Consider the following 19,772-nt stretch of genomic DNA (forward strand, 5'->3'; position numbering starts at 1 on the left):
GGTCAGGCCGTCACAGTCCCCCGTCAGACCCGCGCAGAAACGATCGGCCGGACCGTGCGGGGCGACGTCCGGGGGCGCTCGCCGAGCCGCGGGGCGGCCGTGAAGCTGGAACGGCCCCCGGGGCAGCCTCTATGATCGGCACACTTTCCTTGGCCGACCATCCCGACCACGTCTGTACGGCCCGACTGCACTACGGGAGCGAGCGGTGAGCGGAACCCCCGAAGGACCGGTGCACGCCCGGCTCTCGCCCGTACGGGAGCCCGCGCTCCCGATCACGGAGCGTCACCACGACCACCCGGACGGCCATCCCGTCCCGGGCAGCCCGCCGTCCGAAGCCGAACTCCGCGACTACCGCGCCGCCTTCCGCGCCGCCCAGCTCGCCATGGCCGTCGTCGACCAGGACGGCCTGGTCGTGTCGGCCAACGACGCCCTCGGCACCCTCTTCGGCACCGGGGCGGCCGCGCTCCGCGAGCAGGCCGCCGCCGACCTCGTCGACCTCGCCTCCGACGGCCGCACCTGGCACGCGTACCGCGAGGTGCTGCGCGGGCGCCGCTCCCGCTTCCGCTGCACCCGGCGGCTCAAGCACCCGGACGGACGCTCGCTCTGGGCCGAGGTCACCGTCTCCCCCGTGCCCGAGAGCCGCCGTGTGCTGCTCTCCATCGCGGACATCAGCGACCGGCGCGAGCTCCAGGCCCGGCTGCGCCACCTCCAGATGCACGACCCGGTGACCCGGCTGCCCAACCGGACGCTCTTCTTCGAGCGCCTCTCGGTCGCCCTGGAGACCGCCGCCGCCCAGGACGAGGCGCACGAGGCCCAGCAGGCGCACGAGGCCCAGCAGGCCCAGCAGGCGCACGAGACCCACCAGGCGGACGGGCTCCACCGGGCGCCTGCGTCCCACCCCGCGCCCGCGCCCGCGTCCAACCAAGCGCACGAGACCCGCCCGTCGCACACGTCCCGCCCCTCACACACGTCCCACCGGTCCTATGAGTCGTACGGGCATGGCGGAACAGGGCGGATCGGGCTCTGCTACCTCGACCTCGACGGCTTCAAGGCGGTCAACGACACCCTCGGGCACCGGGTCGGAGACCGGCTTCTCGCCGCCGTGGCCGCCCGGCTGACGGAGTGTGCGGACAACGACGGGTACACCAGGAGCGGCGGCCACCTGGTCGCGCGGCTCGGGGGCGACGAGTTCGCGATCCTCGTCGAGGACTCCACCGGGACCGAACAGCTCGCGGATCTGGCGCAGTCCGTCCTCTGCGCCCTTCAGCGCCCCTTCGACCTCGCCGGGCAGCGGCTCTCGGTCTCCGCCTCGATCGGGGTCGTGGAGCGCGGCGCGCGCGGGACGACCGCGACGGGTCTGATGCAGGCCGCCGACACCACGCTGTACTGGGCGAAGGCCGACGGCAAGGCCCGCTGGACGCTCTTCGACCCCGAGCGCAACGCCCACCGGATGACCCGGCAGGCGCTCTCCTCCACCCTCCGGCCGGCCGTGGAGCGCGGTGAGTTCGGCCTCGAGTACCAGCCGCTGGTCGGACTCGCGGACGGGGCGGTGCACGGGGTGGAGGCGCTGGTGCGCTGGAACCATCCACAGTTCGGCACGCTTCCGCCGAATCGGTTCGTCGGCATCGCCGAGGAGGACGGCTCGATCGTCGAGCTGGGACGGTGGGTGCTGCGGACCGCGTGCGCGCAGGCCCGGCAGTGGCAGAAGGACCATCCGCGCGAGCGGCCGCTGTTCGTGAGCGTGAACGTGGCCGTACGGCAGGTCTGGGACTCCGACCTGGTCGCGGACGTGGCGGGCATCCTGGCGGAGACGGGGCTCGCGCCGCATCTGCTCCAGCTGGAGCTGACCGAGTCCGCGGTGATGGGTTCGGCGGGCCGGCCGCTCCAGGCGCTCCAGGCGCTGAGCGACATGGGCGTGCGGATCGCCATCGACGACTTCGGCACCGGCTATTCGAACCTGGCGTACCTGAGCCGGCTCCCGGTCTCGGTCCTCAAGCTGGACGGATCGTTCGTGCGCGGCTTCCAGGACGAGGCGCACGCCAATCCGGCGGACGAGCTGATCGTGGAGGCGCTGGTGCAGCTGGCGCACCGGCTGGGTCTGACGGTCACCGCCGAGTGCGTGGAGACCTCGGGGCAGGCGACCCGGCTGCGGCGCATCGGCTGCGACACGGGCCAGGGCTGGCTGTACTCGCGGGCGGTGGCCCCGGACCGGATCGCGGAGCTGATCGGCTCGTCGCCGCTGCCGGTCTGACCGGCTCGTCGCCGCTGCCGGTCTGACCGGCTCGTCGCCGCTGCCGGTCTGACCGGCGGGCGAATCGGGGCGCCGCGGCACGCTGCCGATGAGGCGCGGCGGAAGGTCCCGGAACCGGCCTCCCCTGCCGTCCGCCCGGCCGGAGGCATGGAACTGCCCCCGGCCGGAGGGACATTCCGGGCGGGGGCAGTGGTTCTGGGGTGCTCAGCGGGGAGCCGGCTGGCGCCCCGCTGAGCGGTGGGGGGTGGGCCTGTCGTTCCGAACGGGACCTAGCAGGCGCCCTGGTCCTTCCGGACGGTCCTTCCGGACGGGACCTAGCAGGCGCCCTGGTCCTTCCAGACACCCCACTCGCCGGTCGTGCCCGGCGCCTCGTTCTGCGTCCACCACTGGGCGAGCCACTTGCGGCCGTTGTGGGAGACGACGGTCCCGCCGTTGTAGACCGTTCCGGCCACGTACGCCGGGACCGAGCCGCAGCCCGTGGGCGGCGTGGTCGGCGGGGTCGTGGGCGGGGTGGTCGGAGGCGTCGTGGGCGGGGTGGTGGGCGGCGTGGTGGGCGGGACGGTGGTGCCGCCGAGGGCGGCGCTGATCTGGTTCAGGAGCGTGATGTTGTTGTCCAGGCCGAGGAGCGAGTACATCATCGCGCCGGCCAGGCCGCGCTGCTTGCCGTAGTCCACGCGGGCCTGGACGGACCGCTGGTTCAGCCCGGTGAAGAACTCGCCGTCCTTGTAGAAGTACGAGGCCTTGGCCTGGTCGTCCCAGTAGGTGGTCGCCGCGTTGTCGACGATGCCGCCGAGCTCCTTGTAGTGGGCGATGCCGGCCTGCTGGCTGAGCGGACGGGCGCCGGAGCCGCCGGTGGCGGGCTGGGCGAGACCGCCCGCGGCACCGGCCGGGACGCCCTTCCAGCCGCGGTAGTAGAACTCGTAGCCGAGCGTCAGCTTGTTGGCGGGGAAGCCGCCGGCGATGCCGTAGGCGGGCTTGCCGTCGATCCAGGAGTCGATCGCGTTGTCGATCGAGTACTTCTCGGTGCCGGGCGCGATGGGGTCGGTCGGGTCGTTCGAGCCCGAGTACAGCGGGGACTGGTGGTACGTCGGCCCGTCGCCGTCCCAGGCGCCGTGCATGTCGTACGTCATGATGTTCGCGTAGTCGAGGTACGCGCCGATCTTGTCCGTCTCGATGTACTTGATCTTGTCCTGGCCGGCCGGGAGGGCCGCGGTCAGCAGGTACTTCTTGCCGCCGTTGGCCGCGCCCTCGGCGTCGAGCTGCTTGCGGAACTCCTGGAGCAGGAGGGTGAAGTTCTGCTTGTCCTCGGGGCCGTAGTGGTTGCCGAGGTGGCCGCCGGAGGAGCCGGGGTACTCCCAGTCGATGTCGATGCCGTCGAAGATGCCGGCCGCGGTGCCGGGGCCGCCGAAGCCGCCCTCCACCGGGAGGTCACCCTTGATGTACTGCTTGATGCAGGAGGCGACGAGCTTCTTGCGGGAGGCGTCGGTCTTGGCCGCGTCGTGGAAGAACTTGGAGTAGGTCCAGCCGCCGAGCGAGATGTTGATCTTCAGGTGCGGGTACTTCGCCTTCAGCTCCTTGAACTGGTTGAAGACGCCCACGATCGGCTGGTTCCACGTGTCGGCGACGCCGTCCACGCTGTCGGCCGCGCCGAAGGACTTCTGGTAGTCGGCGTAGCTGTCGCCCGCGCCGTCGCCCGCGTTGGGGTTGTTGTCGTCACCGGCGGCCTTGTTGGCCTCGAAACAGGTGAGGTCGGTGGGGTGGATGTTGCCGAACGAGTAGTTGATGATGTCCAGTTTGCCCGCGATACCCCGGGTGTCGAGGTGCTTCGGGTAGAAGGCGTTCCCGTACACGCTCCACTGGTCGTAGTACGCGATGCGGACGTTGCCGTCGGCGGCTGCGGCGGCGGTCGTGGTGGAACCGGCCGCCTGGGCGGAGCCGATGCCGACGGTCGCGGCGAGCGCGCCTGCGGCGAGTGCCGTGCTCACGAGCGCGGCTATCAAGGGCTTACGGGGGTGCACGTTCGGCCTCCGAGGGGGTGACGCGATACGGGAGTTGGAGCAGTGATAGCCCCTGCGCGAACAGCACGTCAATGGTCTGAACCAGATTGAGGACTAGACCAATTGGCAGGAGAAAGGCCTTGTCAGAGCGGTGCAGCACAAAAGCGGACCGCCCGCCACCACAGGTGACGAGCGGTTTAAGGTTCGCTTAGGAGTGCCGGGGCCGACTGTTGCGCCATGAACCAACCGGCCTGCGACACCCAGGTTTTACTCGGCCGGAACGCCGTCCTCCGGCATCCCGTACGCGTCCGCGATCAACGCGTAACTGCGCAACCGGGCGTCGCCCCCGTGGGCGTTGGCCGTGATCATCAGCTCGTCGGCCCCCGTGCGCCCCCGCAGACCGTCGAGGCCGGCCCGGACCTCGTCCGGCGTGCCGTGCACGATGTTCGCGAGCCAGCTGTCCACGAACTCCTGCTCGGTGGGGCTGAAGGGGTACGCCTCCGCCTCCTCGGGCGTCGGGATCAGACCCGGCCTGCCCGTGCGCAGCCGCAGCATCGACAGCGCGCCGGTGAGCACCTGGCGGCGGGCCTCCTTGGCGTCCTCGTTCGCCAGCGCGGCGACGCCGATCATGGCGTACGGAGCGTCGAGGACCGCCGAGGGGCGGAAGGAGTCCCGGTAGAGGTCGAGCGCGGGGACCGTGTTCTGCGCGGAGAAGTGGTGGGCGAAGGCGAAGGGCAGCCCGAGCGTGCCGGCCAGCCGCGCGCTGAAGCCGGAGGAGCCGAGCAGCCAGATCGGCGGCCGTCCGGCGGGCCCCTGCACCGGGCCGGGCACGGCGTGGATCCTGCTGTACGGGTGCCCGTCGGGGAAGTCGTCGTCCAGGAACCGGGTCAGCTCGGCCAGTTGCTGCGGGAAGTCGTCCGCGCCCTCGTTCAGGGTGCGGGTCCCGCGCAGGGCGGCGGCGGTGGCGCCGTCCGTGCCGGGCGCGCGGCCGAGCCCGAGGTCGACCCGGCCGGGGGCGAAGGCCTCCAGCGTGCCGAACTGCTCGGCGATCACCAGCGGGGCGTGGTTGGGCAGCATGACCCCGCCCGAGCCGAGCCGGATGCGCTCGGTGTGGGCGGCGAGATGGGCCAGGATCACGGCCGGCGAGGACGAGGCGACGCCGGGCATCGAGTGGTGCTCGGCGACCCAGTGGCGGTGGTAGCCGCGCCGCTCGGCGAGCTTGCTGATCTCGACACTGGTGGCCAGCGCCTGGCTCGCGGTCCGTCCGCTGCCGACGGTCACCAGGTCCAGTACGGACAGCGGTACGGGCGAATCCCCGTGTGCCGTGCCCCGAATCGCGTCGCTCACCGTGTGCCGACCCTTCTGCGCGAAGACGTGTGTACGACCACGCACAACAGGAGGCTGGCTCCGGTTATTCCGCGGATCGAAAGGAATGAGCCACTCAAGTTCGGGTAGCCGCGCGCCCATGCCTCGACCCATGAACCAGATACGACGGCGGACCATGCTGTGGGGGACCGCGGCCGCCGCCACCACCGCGGCCACCGGCTGCGCGCGGGTCGCCTCGGGCGACGCCCTCGGCCGGCTCAGATCGCAGGGCACCGTGCGTCTCGGCATCGCCGGCGAGGTGCCGTACGGATACGTCGACGAGCAGGGCGCGTTCACCGGGGAGGCCCCCGAGCTGGCCCGGGTGATCTTCGGCCGGCTCGGCGTCCCGGACGTCCAGCCCGTCGCCACCGACTTCGCCTCCCTCATACCCGGGCTCGGCTCGCAGCAGTTCGACGTGGTGTCGGCCGGGATGTACATCAACAAGGAGCGCTGCGCGCAGGTGCTCTTCGCGGACCCCGAGTACCAGATGCTCGACTCCTTCATCGTCCGCAAGGGCAACCCGCTGAACCTCCGCTCGTACGAGGACGTCGTCCGCGCCAAGGCCCGCTTCGCGTCCGGCAGCGGGTACGCCGAGATCGCCTACGCGGTGGCCGCCGGCTATCCGGAGCGGGACATCGTGGTCCTCCAGGACCAGGTCGCGGGCCTGAACGCGGTCGAGTCCGGCCGTGTCGACGTCTTCGCCGGCACCGCCCTGACCGCCCGCTCGGTGGTCCGCAAGTCCAGCAGGGCCGAGGCCACCGAGCCCTTCGCGGCCGTCGTCGACGGCAAGCGGAAGATCGACGGCGGCGGCTTCGCCTTCCGCCCCACCGACACCGGCCTGCGGGACGCCTTCAACACCGAGCTGCACCGCATGAAGAAGAGCGGCGAACTCTTCCGGATCCTGCGGCGCTTCGGCTTCACCCAGGCCGAGATGACCACGCTGACCGCCGAGGAGCTGTGCCGATGACCGCCGGACTCTGGCAGAACTGGGTCCTGCCCGGCATCTGGATCACCCTCCAGCTCCTGATCGCCTCCACCGCGCTCGCCGCGGTCGTCGCCTTCACCGTCGGCACCGCCCGCACCCACCGCTCCCGCGCCGTCCGCTTCCTGGCCGGGCTCTACACCGAGGTCTTCCGCGGCACCTCCGCGCTGATCCTGATGTTCTGGCTGTTCTTCGTCCTGCCGCCGCTGGTCGGCTGGCAGCTGGTCCCGATGTGGGCGGCGATCCTCGCGCTCGGCCTCTCCTACGGGGCGTACGGAGCCGAGATCGTGCGCGGCGCCCTGAACGCCGTACCGAAGGCGCAGCGCGAGGCGGGGGTGGCGCTCAGCTTCACGCCCTGGCAGCGGCTGCGTCTCGTCCTGCTGCCGCAGGCCGTGCCCGAGATGATCCCGTCCTTCTGCAACCTGCTCGTCGAGCTGCTCAAGGGCACCGCCCTCGTCTCGCTGCTCGGCGTCGGCGACGTCTCCTTCGCCGCGTACCTGGTACGGCTCGCCACCCAGGAGAGTGGCGGGATCTACACGGTCACGCTGGTCGTGTACTTCGTGATCGCGCTGGTGATCACCCGCTCGATGAAGGCGCTGGAGAAGCGCACCAAGGCGAACCTGGGGGTGGTGGCCAAGTGAACTGGGACTGGTCCGCGGTGGTGGACTTCCTGCCGCGCTTCTGGGACGGCGTCCTCATCACCCTCCAGGTGCTGGTGCTCGGCTCGCTGATCTCGTTCTCGCTCGGCCTGGTCTGGGCGCTGGGCTTCCGCTCCGGCAGCAGGCTGGTGCGCTGGCCGGTGCACGCCGTCACCGAGTTCGTCCGCACCACTCCCCTGCTCGTGCAGCTCTTCTTCCTCTTCTTCGTGCTGCCGGAGTGGGGCGTGCAGTTCTCCGCCCTGACCACGGGCACGCTCGCGATCGGGCTGCACTACTCGACGTACACCGCGCAGGTCTACCGGGCCGGCATCGACGCCGTACCGGCCGGGCAGTGGGAGGCGGCGACGGCGCTCAGCCTGCCGCGCCACCGGACCTGGGTGGCGGTGATCCTGCCGCAGGCCCTGCGCCGGATCACTCCCGCGCTCGGGAACTACGTCATCGCGATGCTGAAGGACACCCCGATCCTGGCCGGAATCGGTGTGCTCGAACTCCTCCAGCAGACCCGTCTCGAATCCGCCGCCACCTTCCAGTACACCGAGCCGCTCACCGTGGTCGGGGTGGCCTTCGTCCTGATCGCGTACCCCGCGTCCCTGCTCGTCCGCACCCTGGAGCGCCGCCTTGCCCACTGAAGCCCTTGATCCCGCCCGCGAAGCCCTCGACCCCGCCCGCGAGCTCGTCCGATTCGAGAACGTCACCAAGCGGTTCGGTGACCAGACGGTCCTCGACGACCTCAGCTTCTCCGTCCGTCCGGGGCAGCACGTCACCCTGATCGGACCCTCCGGTTCCGGCAAGACGACGATCCTGCGGCTGCTGATGACCTTGGAGACGCCCGACGCGGGGACCATCCGGGTCAACGGCGGGAAGCTCTACCCGGCCGGGGAGAAGCACCGGCGGGAGGTGCGCCGGAAGATCGGGATGGTCTTCCAGCACTTCAATCTCTTCCCCCACATGTCGGTGCTGCGCAACATCACCGAGGCGCCGGTACGGAGCCTGGGCAGGAGCCGCGAGGAGGCCGAGGCGCGCGGGCGGGAGCTGCTCGACATGGTCGGTCTGTCCGACAAGTGCGAGGCCAGGCCCGCGCAGTTGTCCGGCGGGCAGCAGCAGCGGGTCGCGATCGCGCGGGCGCTGGCGATGGAGCCGCAGGTGCTGCTGCTGGACGAGGTGACCTCGGCGCTCGACCCGGAGCTCGTGGCGGGCGTGCTCGACCTCCTCCGGGAGATCGCGTCCACGACCGACATCACCATGATCTGCGTGACGCACGAGATGAACTTCGCCCGGGACATCTCCGACGAGGTCCTGATGTTCGACGAGGGACGGGTGATCGAGTCCGGTTCTCCGGAAAAAATCTTCTCGGCTCCGGAGCACGCGCGTACCCGTGAGTTCCTCGGCGCGGTGCTCTGACCTGAGACTCTCGCACGGTGCTGTGACCATGGCATATGCCAGAGTGGTGCGCCCCAGCGTACGGCGCTGGGGCGCCGCATCAATCTCGCCAACAGCCGCCCCGAAAAGGGTGCTTGACGGCTATCGTGGTACGGAAGCTTGCGGTCACAACCTGGTAGGGGGAAACCGTGGCGCTGAAGCCCGAGCCCACTGCGCCGTTCCACTCGGTGCAATACGCCCTGCGCGTCCTTGAGACGGTCTCACGGCACGGTGGCGGGGTGACGGACGTCCAGATCGCTCGTGAGACCGGTCTGCCCGTCGCCCACCTGTCCTCCCTGCTGCTGATGCTCCGTCGCGAGGGTTACGTCGAGCAGGTCGCCGACGGCGCCTATGTGATCGGCGACTCCCTGGTCCTCCTGGGTTCCGGCCTCACCCGGCGCGAGGCCCTGGAGGGCAAGCTCCAGGAGACACTGACCGAGCTGCGCGACTCCGTCGGCGCCGCGGTCTACATCAGCCGGTACATCGACGGCGAGGTGAAGATCACCCAGTTCGCCGACGGGCCGCGCACGCCCAAGGTCAACGAGTGGGTGGACTTCCGCTCGGCCGCGCACGCGAGCGCGGTCGGCAAGTGCCTGCTGACCCAGCTGGACCAGAACGGCCGCCGGGACCACCTCTCGCGCCACAAGATCGCCCGGCTCACCTCCCGGACGATCACCAACGAGAAGGTGCTGTTCTCCAAGCTCGACAGCCAGCCGCCGACGGTCCCGGTGCTCGACCTCCAGGAGTACGCGGTGGGCACGGTCTGCGCGGCGGTGCCGCTGACGGCCGGCGCGGCCGTGGGCTGCCTGGCGCTGTCGCTGCCGATCGAGCACGCCCACCGGCTGCGCTCGGCGGCCGACACGCTGAACCGCAGGGCCGCTCCGGTGGTGCTCTCCCTGGCGATCTGAGCAGGTCGGGGCGGAGACGGGGGATGTGATCCGGTCCTCGGGCGTGGTGGTCGGAACCACCCCCGGGGACCAGGTAGTATTTTCTCTGTCAGCAGGCGCCGCTAGCTCAGTTGGTTAGAGCAGCTGACTCTTAATCAGCGGGTCCGGGGTTCGAGTCCCTGGCGGCGCACAGACGGAAGAAGCCCCTCGCGCAGGCGGGGGGCTTCTTCGTGCTTTCCTCCGCCCCGCTCCCCGCTCCCGCCGTCCTACGCCCGGAGATAGGTGAGGACGGCGAGGACCCGGCGGTGCGTCTCTCCCGCGGGCGGCAGGTCCAGCTTCCCCAGGATGTTCCCGATGTGCTTGCCGACGGCCGCCTCGGTGACGACGAGCCGACGGGCGATCTCGCCGTTCGAGTGCCCCTCCGCGACAAGGCCGAGGACCTCGCGCTCGCGCGGGGTCAGCGCCGCCAGCGGATCACGGCGGCGACGCAGCAGCTGCCGTACGACCTCGGGGTCCACGACCGTGCCGCCGTCGGCGACCCGGGTGAGCGCGTCGAGGAACTCCTCGACCTGGCCGACCCGGTCCTTCAGCAGGTAGCCGACGCCCGTGCCGTCGCCCGCGTCCAGGAGGTCGGCGGCGTAGCTCCGCTGGACGTACTGGCTCAGGACGAGGACGGGCAGGTCCGGGCGCTCGGCGCGCAGGGCGACGGCGGCGCGGAGCCCCTCGTCCTGGAAGCCGGGCGGCATCCGGACGTCGGTGACGACGATGTCCGGATCGTGGGCGGTGACGGCCGCGCGCAGTCCGTCCGCGTCGCCCACGGCGGCGACCACCTCGTGGCCGAAACGGGCCAGCAGCCCGATCAGGCCCTCGCGGAGGAGGACGCTGTCCTCGGCGAGGACGACCCGGAGGGATCGGGCAGCGGTCGGCACGGGATCTCCACTCGTAGGACGGTCGGCCCGTCCGGCGGGCTGATGATCGTCAGTGTGCCATCGAGGACGGCGAGCCGGTCGGCCAGTCCGGTGAGGCCGGTACCGCGGGCGGGATCGGCCCCGCCCCGCCCGTCGTCCTCCACCGTGAGCGTCAGGCGGTCCGGATCCGTGTGCCGGGCGCGGACGCGCGCGCGGGTCGCGCCGCTGTGCCTGCCGATGTTGGCCAGGGCCTCGCAGACGGCGAAGTAGCCGGCGCTCTCCACGGCGGTGGGCAGCCGGGGCAGGTCGATGTCGGTGGTGACCGGGACGGCGGAGCGGTCGGCGGCGTCGGTGAGGGCCGCGGCGAGGCCGTAGTCGGCGAGGACCTGCGGATGGATGCCGTGGATGAGTTCGCGCAGCTCGGTCAGGACCCGGCCGGCCTCCGCGTGGGCCTGGGCGATCCGCTCGGCGAGCGGTCCGGGCGGGGCGTCGAGCCGGGCGATCCCCAGCGTCATGGTGAGGGCGACCAGGCGCTGTTGGGCGCCGTCGTGGAGATCGCGTTCGATCCGCCGCCGCTCGGCCTCGAAGGCGTCGACGAGCCGCGCCCGGGAGGCGGTGACCTCACCGATCCGCTCGCGCAGCTCGGCCTCGCGCGGGGCGAGCAGGGCGCGGCTGAGGGCGGCGCGGGCGCCGGCGAGCGCGCCCAGCGGGTAGAGCAGGGCGACGAGGAGCAGCGCCCCGAGCAGGGCGGCGGCGAACGCCTGCGGATAGGAGGTGACCAGGTACGCCTTGACGACCTTGGCCTCCTGACCGTCGACGGCGAGCTGGAGCGGGGTGCTCATCAGGGCGGCGGGCAGGCCGAGGGCGACGGCGAGCACGATCAGGTCCAGCGGCCACAGGACGGTGGCGTGCAGGACGGCGTACGCGAGCTCCCGCCAGGTCGCCTGCTCCCGGACCCGGACCCGGAGCCAGGCCGCGAGACCGGGTGCGTCGGGCACCCGGTGCGGGTCGGCGGCCGGGTCGAGGTCGACGAGCCGGAGCCGGCGGCGTTCGAGGCCGCCGAGGGCGACCCCGGCGAGGAGGAGCAGCGGCAGGCCGACGAGGACGAGCGAGAAGACGACGAGCAGCAGCAGGACGAGGAGCGCGGGTACGCCGGTCACCACCCCGGTCGCCAGATACCCGGCGGCCCGCCAGGGCCAGCCGGTCCGCGGATACCGGGCCCGGGTGAGGGCCTGCCAGGGGGTTCGGGGCGTCATGGGGATCACGGTAGGCGTGGGCCGCGGGACGGGGCCATGGGCCTGGGTGGCGTACGGGGGTGGGTCTGGCCCTACCCCGGTACGCCACCGGTCCCGTGCCCGTCGGGGTCAGGTCGTGGCGCCCGGGCCCCGGGGTGACCGGTCGTGGACGGCGTACGTGGAGCGGAGGTCGGTGAGGGCCCGCGGGGTGAGGCGCTCGTACGGGCTGTGCGGCGTGGGGCGCCACCAGACCGGGTCCGGGCAGAGGAAGGACTCCCGGCGCAGGGCCACGCGGTGGATCTTGTTGGTGGCGGTCAGGGGGAGGGCGGGGACGATCCGTACGAAGCGCGGGGGCATCTTGGTGCCCAGGTCCGGCTGGGCGGCGAGGAACGCCGCGAAGGCGATCGGGTCGAACGCGGCGCCCTCGCGCAGGGCGAGCGCCGTCATCACCTGGTCGCCCGCGACCGGGTCGGGTATCGCGTAGACGGCGACGCCCGCCGCCCGCTCCCAGCGGGACAGGATCTGCTCGATGACCGCCGCCGCGAGGTTCTCGCTGTCGACGCGCAGACGGTCGTCCGTACGGCCGGCGAAGTACAGGAAGCCCCTCGCGTCCCGGTAGAAGAGGTCGCCGGTCCAGTACCAGCCGCCGCGCAGCCGGGCCGCGTCCGCCCCGGGGTTGCGCCAGTAGCCCTCGAAGGGGTTCCGGCCCCGGTTGACGAGTTCGCCGATCGCGACGGAGGCGTTGCGCAGCCGCCCCTCGGGCGAGAGGTCGGCCGGCGGGCACTCCTCGCCGGTCGCCGGGTCCACGACCGCCAGGTCGTCGTGCGGCGCCGCCCGGCCGATCGCGCCGACCGGGGTGTCGGGGGTCCGCTGGATCGCCGCGCCGCCCTCCGACGAGCCGTAGCCCTCGACGAGCCGGGCGCCGAAGCGGGCCTCGAAACGGGCCGCGTCCACCGCCCCCGCCTCCGTACCGAAGCCGAGCCGCAGCCCGTGCACGCGGTCGTCAGGACCGGCCGGGGTCGCGAGGAGGTACTGGATCGCCCGGCCGACGTACGTGAAGTAGGTCGCGCCGAACTCCCGTACGTCGGTGAGGAAGCCGGAGGCCGAGAAGCGGTCCCGCAGCGCGACGGCCGCACCGGCGGCGAGCGCCGGGGCCCAGTCCGCGATGACCGCGTTGCCGTGGAACATGGGCATGCAGACGTAGTGGACGTCGTCGGGCCGCACCCCGAACTGGCCGACGAGCGAGCGGCCGGCCGCCGCCAGGCGGCCCTGGCTGCAGATCGCCGCCTTGGGCGCGCCGGTCGAGCCGGAGGTGAAGTAGAGCAGCATCCGGCTGCGGGGCGTCACGGGGCGGGCGACGGCCGCACCGGGTTTCGCGCCCTCGAAGGGGGCCAGCAGCTCCCGGTAGGCGTCGGTGTCGGTCACGAGGACGCGTACGCCCGGCAGGGGAAGCCCGTCGAGCAGGGGAAGGTACGCGCGCTGGGTGACCAGGACACGGCAGTCGGTGTGCGTGATGTCGCGGGCCAGTTCGGCGCCGCGCCGGGTGGGGTTGACGCCGGCGACGGCGGCCCCCGCGAGGGCCGCCGCGCTCAGCCAGAGCGGGAATTCCGGTGTGTTGTCGAGCAGTACCCCGAGGTGCGGCTCGGCACCCCGGGGCAGCAGATCGACGAGCAGCGCCGCCCGTGCGGCGGCCCCGGTGGCGACCTGGTGATGGCTGAGGACCGTGTCCCGCGTCCTCAGGCCGACCCGGTGGTCGCCCCACTGCCGTCGCACGAGCTCCGCCACGGTGGCTTCGGTCATACGCCGGACGGTAACTGACGCTACGTCAGAACTGAACATCCGAACACGCGTAGAACGCGTTCGAGGTGTCCGCGATCGTCCAGACCGCCAGGATCACGTGGCGCCCCGTCTTGCCCCCGGGGAGGGTCCCCGAGTGCGAGAGCGTGGCCGGCGGCTGCGCGTTGTTGTACGGGACGGTGAGGAACGGCTGCGGGTCGAGTGCGGCCCGGGTGAGCTTCTGGGTGCCGTTCCAGCCGTTCTTGGTGATGTAGTACTTGAAGTCGGTGGTGCTGTGCCGGGCGGTGAACTGCCAGCGGAAGGTGTGACTCTGGCCCGCGTTGAGCTTCGTCGTGGGCCAGGCGCCGCCCCGGGGGTCGTCGAGCTGGGCGAACTGGGAGTTCCCGCCGGCGCAGATCGTGCCGTCGGCGGGCCCGCCGCCCGGGAAGCCCTTGGGGCCCTCGACCGACTGCGGCTCCCACTGGATGTTGCCGCAGTTGGTCACGGTGCCGTTGGCGCAGAGCTTCTGTCGACTGATCGGTGAGTCGGTGTAGCCGTGGCTGCTGGCGCTGCTGGTGGCGAAGAGGGAGGCGCCGGCGACGCCGAGCGCCACCGCCGCCACGCCTATCTTTTTGCGCATGCTGTCGCTCCTGATGAACGTGGGGGAGTTCCGAGCCGTGCTGCACGCGTGCGGGGGTGTTGCCTGTGCGGTAGTGCCTATTCCGGTCTAGACCAAGTACCAAGGTATTGACGGAACTTGAACATGTCCATACCAGTCACGCGCCTTCCACAGGACCCGTCCGACCGGTGTAGAACGCCACCGTCAGGTCCTTGACCAGCGCCTTGCGCTCGTAGTCGTCCAGTTCGACGAGACCACGCGTGGTCAGCCGGTGGACCACGTCGTCCACGGCGTCCACGACGGAGGTCAGCACGCTGTCGCGGTGCTTGGCGTCGATCGCGGCGATCCGGCGGCGCTGCATGGCCGCCGCGATCTCGGGGGCGTACTCGATCCGGGTCGGCTGGGCCGAGAACACGTCGATGCCGACCGGGGCGCACTCGGCGGAGAGCATCCGGGTCAGCGCCTCGCCGACGGCCTCGGCGTCGCGCAGGGTCGGGGCGTCCTCGTGGAAGGCGTCGGCCGGGAGCTGGGAGAGGACGCGGGCCATCGCCGCCTCGACCTGCTCGCGCAGGTACTCCTCGTGACCTTCGACGCCGAACGCGGCGCGGACGGTGTCCCGGATGCGCCAGACGACGAGGACGACGACGTTCAGCGCGGTGCCCTTGGCGTCGACCGAGGCGAGCGGCTCGCTGCGCCAGTGGCGCAGGCGGACGTCGACCCGGCGGCGCAGGAGGAGGGGGCTGACCCAGACGAGGCCGGTACGGCGGACGGTCCCCCGGTAGTCGCCGAAGAGGGTGAGGACGAAGGCGTAGCCGACGCGACCCCGGCCGAGACCGCCGAGCGAGAAGAGGGTGGCGAGGACGCCGGCGGCGAGCAGGGCCCACTGGCCGAGGTGGATGCCCTGGTACGGGCGTGGGGGGAGCCGGAGCATCTGGACGAGCTGCTCGGGGACGGCCCCGGTCCACCAGAGGATCGCGGCGCATCCGGCGAGCGCGAGCATCCCGCCCACGACCCCCATCCACCCGGGCAGCACGGGCCCGGCCCGCTCGACGAGCTTGGGGTCGGCGGTGGGCGCGGGGCGGGAGGCCTGGGGGCGGGCGGGGGCGGGGATGGCGGCCTTGGGGGATGCGGTGTTGGGGGATGCGGTGGTGGGGGATGCGGTGGTGGGGGATGCGGTCTTGGGTGGCTTGCCGCCCTGGGTCTTGCCGCCCTTGGGGGTCTTCTTCGCCTTGGTGGTGTCGGCCTTGGGGGCGGGCGGGGTGGGGGCGGCCATCGCGACGGTGGCGGGACCGCCGTCGTCGTCCTCCCGGGCGACGCGGGTGCGGGGGTCGGGCTCGGGCTCGTCGCGGAAGAGCAGGTGCACGGGGATCGACCCGGTCGTGTCGACGCCGATCACGTTCTTGCGCCGCACGGCGGGCCGCGCGGCGACGTGCGCCTCGGCGACGACGGGCACGGCGACGACACCGACCTCCCCGCGCACGATCCGCCGCAGGTCGAACCCACGGCGGGGCTCGTCGCCGACGGGGGTGGGGGTGGGGGCGTGGGGGGCGTTGACGCGGGTGGTGCCTGCGTGGGGGGTGCTGGCGTGGGGGGCGGGTGTGTCGGTGGTGGGGGCCTCGGGGGCGGGGCGCGGGGCGGGTGTGTCGGCGGCGGGGGTATCGGGAGTGGTGCCGGGGGCCGGTCCGGCGAGGGTGGTGGTGGCGGGGGTGGCAGCCGTGGCGGAGGCGGCGGTGGCGGCGGAGGTGGCGGTACGGGACTCGGCCGCCGCGCCGGTCGGGGCCTCCGCGAGCGCGGTCGCGGCGGGGCGGTTCACCGCGCCGGCGGGCGTCGGCGTGCCATCGATACCGAGCGCCGCGCGGAGCGCCGCGGCCCGGGCGGCGGCGTCCACCTCGTACGCGGTGCCGCTACGGACACCGGCCGCGCCGGGGGCGGGGGCCGCCGGGGGCGCGGTGGAGGGCCCGGTGACGGGCGTGACCGGGGTGACGGGAGTGGCGGGAGTGATGGGAGTGGCGGGGGTCGTGGGAGCTCCCGGCGCGACCGGGGTGACGGGGGTCCCGGGCGCGTTCGGGGTGACCGGGGTGACCGGGGAACCGGGTGCACCGGGTGCGCCCCCGGCACTGGGTACACCTGAGGCAGCCGGCGTATCCGAGGTGCCTGGGATCCCCGAGGCGCCCGCCGTAGCCGAGGTGCCCGAGGCGCCTGGCGTACCCGAGGTTCCCGGGATACCGGAGTTACCCGAGACGCCCGAGGAACCCGGCGCACCCAAGACGCCCGAGGAACTCGGCGCACCCAAGGCTCCCGGGAGACCCGAGGAACCCTCAGTACCCGAGGAACCCTCAGTACCCGAGGCTCCGGGCCCACCCAAGGAGCCCACCCCACCCGCCGCGTCCAAGGAACCCGCCGTACCCGCCGTACCCTGGGCGGCGTCCGCGCGCGTGGTCCCCGGAGTCGTCGGAGTGGCGGTGGTCGGGGTGGTGGTGGACCAGGGGGCGGTGGTGGTGAGGAGGCTCGGCGGGGCGGCCGTACGGGAAGGGGTCGCCGTCCCCGGGTGAACCGGGGCAGCATCGGGTTCCGGCGCCTGATGCCCCGTCATCGCGCCGTGGCCCGGCACGGGCTCCGGCTGTCCCGGCGCTCCGGAGACGGTGGCGCCCAGGGAGAGGGCCTCCGGGGCGGCCGGGCCCGGGCCGGACCGCTCCTGGCCGATCCACGCCCCGTCGGACCGCTCCTCCGGCGGGTGGCCCGTCGGTCTCGGGGCGCGCGGCTCCGTCGTCAGACGGCGGGCCGTCCGGGCCGCGTCGCGGCTGGCCGCCGCTCCCGAGTCCGGATTGGGGGTCGTTGCGGTCATGGAGTCCACCTCATGCTCTCGGGGTCATCGGAACAGGCGCCGCCAGGTCTCCGGGCCCGGGTAGCCGTCGGCCGCGCCGCCGCGCCATCCCTGTGCCCGCTGGAACGCCTCGACATTGCGACGGTCCGCCTCGCTCCAGCGCGGACCAGGACCCGACAGGTAGTGCTTGCCGTAGCCCCGCTTCACCAGCTGTTTGCCCAGCTTCTCCACATATGCGTTGGATTGGCCCGGACGGAAGTAGCCACGCCCGGGAAACCCCGGCGCATTCGCGCTCGAACCCCCCGAACCACTCGAACCGCCGATGCCCCGCCCCTGCCCCGACACGAGCAGGCGCCAGGTCTGCGACCCCGGCAGGCCGTCCGCCTCCGCGCCCTTCCAGCCCTGCGCCCGCTGGAACGCCTGAGTCGCCCGCCGGTCCGCCTCGCCCCAGCGCGGGCCGGGACCCTGGCGGTAGTACGCCGTGCCGCCGCGCTGCACGAGCAGCCTGCCGAGCTGGGTGACGTACGCGTTGTTCGCGCCGGGCCCGAACATCGCCGCGCCCGGGTACGGCGTCGCCGTCGAGGCCGCGCCTCCCCCGCTGCCGCCGCTCACGACGCCCTTGTAGCGGTAGGCCACGTAGCGGTCGGAGTTGTTCCAGTAGGACAGTGGCGTCGCCTGGCGACGGGTCCGCGGCTTGGTCTGCTCGTACGCGATGTACGACGTGTGGGTGTAGTCGGTCCAGCCGCCGAAGATCGTGACGTGCGAGCCCTTGGTCGGGTTGGCCGGGTTGTGGAAGAGCAGGATGTCGCCGGGCTGGAGCTCGCCGCGGCCGATCCGCTCGCCGAACCGGTCCAGGCTTCCGGTCCACTCGTTGCCGCGCAGGTTCCACGCCATCGAGATGTAGCCCGAGCAGTCCTGGCGGTAGCCGTCGGACCAGTACCGCTCCATCGAGTACGGGACCTGGGCGGACACCCATCGCTTGGCGCGGTTGACGATCTCGGCCCGGGTGGTCTTCCGTAGGGACTCGGTGGAGATCTGACTACCCGTCGGGGTCGCGCCGGGCGCCGGCTGCCCGGGCGGACCGGGGGCTCCGTGCAGCGGGCCTGCTCCGCCCTGAGGGGTGTCGTCGCCGGACCGGGCGGCGTCGGGATCCGCGGGAGCGGCCGGATCCGCGGGAGCGGCCGATCTTGTGGGGGTGAACGGTCCCGCAGGGGCGGCCGGCCCCGCGGGGGCGTCCGTCGGCCGGGCGGGGGCGTCCGTCGGCCGGGCGAGGGCGCTCGCGCCCCCGCCGCCGAGCACCACGCCCGCCGCGGTCACCAGGACCAGCGCGCGGCGCGCCCCGTGCGCCGCCGGGTGACCGCCCGCCCGGACGGGGAGGCCCAGGGCGAGATCGCGCCGCTGCTGGGCGCAGCCCGCGCAGCCGCAGTCGGCAGCGGGCTCGAACTCTTCGAAGACCGGCACACTCATGCGATTCCCCTCCACACTCGTCAAGATCTTTTGGCCCTTGTGCACGGGCGCCAGTGTCTCAACTGTCCGGACATATCGCATTTTGACGGATCGAAGGCCTGATACGACCATCCGACAGGCCGGAAGAGACCGTTAATGGTCCGGAGCACACCTGGGTGTCGGGTAGAGTTATCCAGGTCAGCACGCGCCGCTAGCTCAGTTGGTTAGAGCAGCTGACTCTTAATCAGCGGGTCCGGGGTTCGAGTCCCTGGCGGCGCACGCGCAGTCGAGGCCCCCTCACCATCGGTGAGGGGGCCTCGATCGTTTTCCACGCGGAGAGGATGGCGGCGCCGACTCCGCTCCGTAGCGCCTCGGTCACGTTCCGGCCATCCGGCCCCTCCCTCGCCCTCCCGCCCCAACCGTCCATCTCCGCTGGCAGGTTGGCCGACCAGGGGCGGAACTCCCGTACGGAACAAGTCGATCTCCGCAGGGCGTCACGGAGGTCGAGGCGGAGGCACGTGGGCCCGTTCTACAGTGGCGGAACCCGAACCTCCCGCGTCGGCGCCGGGCTTCTCCCGCAGCCCGCGCGCTCGCGGTCGAGGCCGGCCCGGCCGTCGGTCGCCCGGTCGCGCGGTCCGCGAGCAGCGATCCGCGGTCCGACGTCCGTCGGCCGGGCTCGGTGATCAACGGCGACGGCCGACGGGGCTCACGCCTCGCCCGAGCCCGTACCCGACCCGGCGCCCGAGCGCGCACTTGCGCCCGTGGCCGTACCCGTGGGCGCCGCACTCGTACCCGTACCCGTCCCCGTCAGATACGCGGAGACGACCACGTTCGCCGTGTAGGTGCCGGACGCGCGGTCGAAGGTCCCGCCGCAGGTGATCAGGCGCAGCTCGGCCCGGCCGGCCTGGTGCTGGCCGTACACCTTCCGCGCGTCGAAGCGGTCCCGGGGGAAGACGCGGACGTCGTCGATCGTGAATTCGGCGACCGATCCGTCCGTACGGGTCACCCGCACCGTGGCGCCGGGGCGGGCGGCGCTGAGGCCGTAGAAGACGGCGGGGCGGGTCTCGGTGTCGACGTGGCCGACGAACAGGGCCGCGCCCACCGCGCCAGGCTGCGTGCCGGAGCGGAACCAGCCCACCGAATGGGGCATCTCGAACGGCGGCGGGTCGATGGCGCCCCCCTGGTCCAGGCCGCGCCCGACGACCGGCGCCGTGATGCCGAGCGAGGGGATCTCCACCCGGCGCGGTTCGGCGGGCGCCATGGGCCGGTGGGCCGGGGGCAGCGGGGCGCCGAGGGGGCGGCCGACGGCCGCGATGTCGCCGGTGGCGGGGGCGGAGGCACCCCCGGGCAGCTCGGCGATCTCCCGGCCGCCGAGCCAGAGCCCGAGGACCAGGACCCGTTCCC

At 72.7% G+C, this 19,772-nt stretch carries 15 protein-coding genes and 2 tRNA genes; 8 read left to right on the forward strand and 9 right to left on the reverse strand.

The window, feature by feature from the left end:
• Positions 1-205: 205 nt before the first annotated feature.
• Positions 206-2,251, forward strand: coding sequence for a putative bifunctional diguanylate cyclase/phosphodiesterase (locus tag ACIPPS_RS23850; RefSeq protein ID WP_401435482.1), 2,046 nt, complete (start codon positions 206-208; stop codon positions 2,249-2,251).
• A gap of 314 nt (positions 2,252-2,565) precedes the next feature.
• Here the strand turns inward: ACIPPS_RS23850 and ACIPPS_RS23855 are convergent, their stop codons facing one another.
• Positions 2,566-4,269 (reverse strand): glycosyl hydrolase family 18 protein, encoded by a 1,704-nt coding sequence (locus ACIPPS_RS23855; RefSeq protein ID WP_401435484.1) that lies wholly within the window; start codon positions 4,267-4,269, stop codon positions 2,566-2,568.
• Positions 4,270-4,515: 246 nt separating this feature from the next.
• Positions 4,516-5,595 carry an LLM class flavin-dependent oxidoreductase gene (locus ACIPPS_RS23860; RefSeq protein WP_401435486.1) on the reverse strand — a complete coding sequence of 360 codons (1,080 nt, stop codon included), beginning with the start codon at positions 5,593-5,595 and terminating at the stop codon, positions 4,516-4,518.
• Between the two features lie 130 nt (positions 5,596-5,725).
• Here ACIPPS_RS23860 and ehuB point away from each other — a divergent pair, with 130 nt between their 5' ends.
• From ehuB to ACIPPS_RS23890, 6 genes are all read left to right on the forward strand, one after another.
• Positions 5,726-6,580, forward strand: a complete 855-nt coding sequence (gene ehuB, locus ACIPPS_RS23865; RefSeq protein WP_401435488.1) for an ectoine/hydroxyectoine ABC transporter substrate-binding protein EhuB — start codon at positions 5,726-5,728, stop codon at positions 6,578-6,580.
• Entirely contained in the window at positions 6,577-7,236 is a 660-nt protein-coding gene (gene ehuC, locus ACIPPS_RS23870) for an ectoine/hydroxyectoine ABC transporter permease subunit EhuC (RefSeq protein ID WP_401435491.1), read from the forward strand. Before ehuB ends, ehuC begins: the two co-directional genes overlap by 4 nt.
• Positions 7,233-7,883, forward strand: coding sequence for an ectoine/hydroxyectoine ABC transporter permease subunit EhuD (gene ehuD, locus ACIPPS_RS23875; protein ID WP_401435493.1), 651 nt, complete (start codon positions 7,233-7,235; stop codon positions 7,881-7,883). Before ehuC ends, ehuD begins: the two co-directional genes overlap by 4 nt.
• Positions 7,873-8,655 (forward strand): ectoine/hydroxyectoine ABC transporter ATP-binding protein EhuA, encoded by a 783-nt coding sequence (gene ehuA, locus ACIPPS_RS23880; RefSeq protein WP_401435496.1) that lies wholly within the window; start codon positions 7,873-7,875, stop codon positions 8,653-8,655. The genes ehuD and ehuA overlap by 11 nt, the downstream gene beginning before the upstream one ends.
• A gap of 167 nt (positions 8,656-8,822) precedes the next feature.
• A complete protein-coding gene (locus tag ACIPPS_RS23885) occupies positions 8,823-9,581 on the forward strand; it encodes an IclR family transcriptional regulator (RefSeq protein ID WP_137989151.1) in 759 nt (252 codons plus the stop codon).
• Between the two features lie 95 nt (positions 9,582-9,676).
• Positions 9,677-9,750 (forward strand) — tRNA-Lys (locus ACIPPS_RS23890).
• A 76-nt stretch (positions 9,751-9,826) separates the two neighbouring features.
• Here the strand turns inward: ACIPPS_RS23890 and ACIPPS_RS23895 are convergent.
• The 6 genes from ACIPPS_RS23895 to ACIPPS_RS23920 form a co-directional block, all read right to left on the reverse strand.
• Positions 9,827-10,489: a response regulator gene (locus ACIPPS_RS23895; RefSeq protein ID WP_401435500.1), complete on the reverse strand. Its 663-nt coding sequence runs from the start codon at positions 10,487-10,489 to the stop codon at positions 9,827-9,829.
• Positions 10,420-11,724 carry a sensor domain-containing protein gene (locus tag ACIPPS_RS23900; RefSeq protein ID WP_401435503.1) on the reverse strand — a complete coding sequence of 435 codons (1,305 nt, stop codon included), beginning with the start codon at positions 11,722-11,724 and terminating at the stop codon, positions 10,420-10,422. Before ACIPPS_RS23900 ends, ACIPPS_RS23895 begins: the two co-directional genes overlap by 70 nt.
• 108 nt (positions 11,725-11,832) lie before the next feature.
• Positions 11,833-13,503, reverse strand: coding sequence for an AMP-binding protein (locus tag ACIPPS_RS23905; protein WP_401435505.1), 1,671 nt, complete (start codon positions 13,501-13,503; stop codon positions 11,833-11,835).
• Between the two features lie 25 nt (positions 13,504-13,528).
• Complete coding sequence (locus tag ACIPPS_RS23910) at positions 13,529-14,119, reverse strand: lytic polysaccharide monooxygenase (protein ID WP_401435508.1); 591 nt, start codon at positions 14,117-14,119, stop codon at positions 13,529-13,531.
• A 136-nt stretch (positions 14,120-14,255) separates the two neighbouring features.
• Positions 14,256-15,986 carry an SPFH domain-containing protein gene (locus ACIPPS_RS23915; RefSeq protein ID WP_401435510.1) on the reverse strand — a complete coding sequence of 577 codons (1,731 nt, stop codon included), beginning with the start codon at positions 15,984-15,986 and terminating at the stop codon, positions 14,256-14,258.
• A gap of 981 nt (positions 15,987-16,967) precedes the next feature.
• Positions 16,968-18,389: a peptidoglycan-binding protein gene (locus ACIPPS_RS23920; protein WP_401435513.1), complete on the reverse strand. Its 1,422-nt coding sequence runs from the start codon at positions 18,387-18,389 to the stop codon at positions 16,968-16,970.
• Between the two features lie 184 nt (positions 18,390-18,573).
• On the opposite strand from ACIPPS_RS23920, the gene ACIPPS_RS23925 reads away from it, so the two are divergent.
• Positions 18,574-18,647, forward strand: a tRNA-Lys gene (locus ACIPPS_RS23925).
• 427 nt (positions 18,648-19,074) lie between these two features.
• On the opposite strand, the gene ACIPPS_RS23930 is transcribed toward ACIPPS_RS23925, so the two are convergent.
• Entirely contained in the window at positions 19,075-19,761 is a 687-nt protein-coding gene (locus ACIPPS_RS23930; RefSeq protein ID WP_401435827.1) for a class F sortase, read from the reverse strand.
• Between the last annotated feature and the right edge of the window lie 11 nt (positions 19,762-19,772).

Origin of the sequence: Streptomyces sp. NPDC090127, assembly GCF_044746945.1 — a bacterium.
Classification (GTDB): Bacteria; Actinomycetota; Actinomycetes; order Streptomycetales; family Streptomycetaceae; genus Streptomyces.

Excerpts from the sequence above, each read along its gene's own strand:
- ehuB (WP_401435488.1), top strand. The coding sequence starts at position 5,726 with ATGAACCAGATACGACGGCGGACCATGCTGTGGGGGACCGCGGCCGCC.
- ehuC (WP_401435491.1), top strand. The coding sequence starts at position 6,577 with ATGACCGCCGGACTCTGGCAGAACTGGGTCCTGCCCGGCATCTGGATC.
- ACIPPS_RS23900 (WP_401435503.1), bottom strand. The coding sequence starts at position 11,724 with ATGACGCCCCGAACCCCCTGGCAGGCCCTCACCCGGGCCCGGTATCCG.
- ACIPPS_RS23905 (WP_401435505.1), bottom strand. The coding sequence starts at position 13,503 with ATGACCGAAGCCACCGTGGCGGAGCTCGTGCGACGGCAGTGGGGCGAC.
- ACIPPS_RS23910 (WP_401435508.1), bottom strand. The coding sequence starts at position 14,119 with ATGCGCAAAAAGATAGGCGTGGCGGCGGTGGCGCTCGGCGTCGCCGGC.
- ACIPPS_RS23920 (WP_401435513.1), bottom strand. The coding sequence starts at position 18,389 with ATGAGTGTGCCGGTCTTCGAAGAGTTCGAGCCCGCTGCCGACTGCGGC.